The 2,103-nt window shown below is 69.8% G+C and carries 3 protein-coding genes; all 3 read right to left on the bottom strand.

Translation table 11 applies throughout. The features are described from left to right. Nucleotides 1–531, bottom strand: a 531-nt coding sequence (locus HMPREF0183_RS09480; RefSeq protein ID WP_005885407.1) for a hypothetical protein, incomplete at its 3' end; no start/stop codon positions are given. A 480-nt stretch (nucleotides 532–1,011) separates the two neighbouring features. Further along, nucleotides 1,012–1,614 (bottom strand): hypothetical protein, encoded by a 603-nt coding sequence (locus HMPREF0183_RS09475; RefSeq protein ID WP_005885405.1) that lies wholly within the window; start codon nucleotides 1,612–1,614, stop codon nucleotides 1,012–1,014. A 50-nt stretch (nucleotides 1,615–1,664) separates the two neighbouring features. Continuing rightward, nucleotides 1,665–2,103 (bottom strand): SCO6880 family protein (locus tag HMPREF0183_RS09470; protein WP_005885403.1); only part of this gene is annotated, 439 nt, incomplete at its 5' end.

The following is a 2,103-nucleotide window of genomic DNA, read 5'->3' as shown; positions in this document are numbered from 1 at the left end:
TTCGTCGTAGACGTACCCGTTCTCCAAGGCTTCGGTGGTCGTCTCCTCGCCCCGGTCCCACGTCTTGAGGTGGTCGAGACCCGAGTCGACGCCTTCCCCGTGCATGCGGTCGAAGACGGCCCGGGCCTGGTCACCCTCGAGGCGTACGACCGAGATCCACCGCTCGGACGGGGCGTTCGCCCCCGGGTCATGCCAGGCGATGCGACCGGCTGCTGACATGGCGTTGTTGAGGTGGTCCTCGGCCTGGTCGACCAGTGCGCTGCTCTCGCGTAGCATGCTGGCCGCCGCCTGTGCGTTGTGCACGCCTACGTCGTGACTGCCGACATCGTCGTGGGCGTCGGCGATGTGGGAGATGTGGGCGGTGGCGAGCTGGTCGAGCACCTGCCGCAGCGACCGGACGCCGCTGAGCAGATCCCCGAGCACGCCGTAGAGGTCCTGGGGGTGCTCGAAGTCCCGGCTGGCATGGGCAAGGCCTCGCAGTGCCTGCGAGGCTTCGCCGGCATCGGCGACAGGATCGTAGAAGGTGGGCATGGGAGCTCCTCCCGGTTCAGGGCGATGGGATGGCGGAGAGGTGCCCGCCCCGTCCCACCGGATTGGTGCGGCGAGGCAGAGCGGTCGGGGTGCGCGGGTTCCGGGACGACAGACATTTCTGGTCGGTCTGCGTCCGGGCTCGCGGTCGTGGGTGAGGGCCTCTCACAGGCCCCGTCCGGGGTCCTGTCTGCCTGTGGTGTGGCTCGGGCGCTCGAACCACGACGTGTCGGCTCGGCCCCTTGTCGCCGGGCGCTCCGGGTCGCGGTGACGCGCCTGGCCGATACGGGGCGAGACCGGAGCCTGGCCCTGGTCGGGCGTTCTCGCTGTTCCTGCTGCCGTGGCGAACGGGTGCCGGCGCAGTTCCTCCGGGAGCGGTGGGGCGATGGTGGGGCCGGCGCCCGGTTCGTCCCAGTGCGAGAGCCCCGCTTACCGTCCTTCCGAGTTGATGCTCAGCTGGTAAGCACCGACCGTGAACACCCGTTACCGGCCGGACGGCGGTTCGTCGTAGGCGTACCCGTAGTCGAGCTCCCGGATGATGTCGGGGTCTCCGTGATCGGCCTGCGCGAGATAGGCGACAGCGGCCTCAGCGCCGTGTTCTTCGAGCAGTCGCATCGTCGTCGCCGCGGTTCTGCCTTCTTGCAGGGTCACCGTCCGCCAGACCCCGCGCTCGGACAGACGCTCGTGTGCCTGCGCGGGGTCGATCTCCTCCGCAACCGGAGACGGAGCAGGCGTCCAGTCCATGTGGTCGGTCAGGTCCGTGGCTTCCCGCCGCTGCGCCTCGACCCCGCTCAGCCCGGCGGCCGCCCCCTGGAGGACTGCGTGGGCGTAGGCGGCGGTGATTTGGCCGGTGACAGGGTCACCGTTGAGGCTGATCGCCCGGGCTTGGTGGAGCGTGTGGGCGTCGGCGAGCTGGGCCAGTGTCTCCTGCAGCGCCTGCACCCCGCCGCGGATGTTGTCGATGACGGCATAGAGCTGGTCGGGGTCATCGACGCGGCGGGTGGCCTCGGCGAGCAGCCGCAACGTGGTGCGTGCGGTCTCTGCCTGCTCGGTGGGGTCCGTGGGCATGAGCGGTTCCTTTTCCATGATCGGTTGTGTGCATCAGGTGTGCTCGATTCCGGTCCGGTCGCCGGGGTTCAGACCTTCCGGCACAGGGGCAGAGCGGCGGCGGTGAACGCCTGCGCTTGCTGTCCGACCAGGCGGCGGGTCTCGCACGAGGCCTGGACGGTGGCCTGCTCGATCGCGGCGACGGCGGCATCGAGCTCGGCGACGGTGGGCGCGGACACCGAGAGCTGGCCTGTGTAGCGCAGGACGCCGTGACCGGCGGTCAAATCTGCTTCCTGCTGCAAGACGTCCTGGTATTCGGCGCGCTGGCTGGCGTCCTCGATCTGCCCGATCCGGGCCCGCTGGGCGGCATCGGAGACGTACTCCGTCTTCTCCTTCCGGATGTCGCGGGCGGCCTGATCGGTGCGCATCGGCGTGCAGATCAGCGACATCGACCGCTGCACGCCGGTGGACAGCAGCGCCGGGGACAGGAACTTCGGGTACACCATCGAGCGGGGCCACTCGCTGATC

It is taken from the genome of Brevibacterium mcbrellneri ATCC 49030 (genome assembly GCF_000178455.1).
GTDB lineage: Bacteria > Actinomycetota > Actinomycetes > Actinomycetales > Brevibacteriaceae > Brevibacterium > Brevibacterium mcbrellneri.
The sequence above is the reverse complement of the archived record's forward strand: the minus strand, read 5'-3'. Positions and strand labels throughout refer to the sequence as shown.

Coding starts and splice junctions, on each gene's coding strand:
- HMPREF0183_RS09475 (WP_005885405.1), bottom strand. CDS start 1,614: ATGGAAAAGGAACCGCTCATGCCCACGGACCCCACCGAGCAGGCAGAG.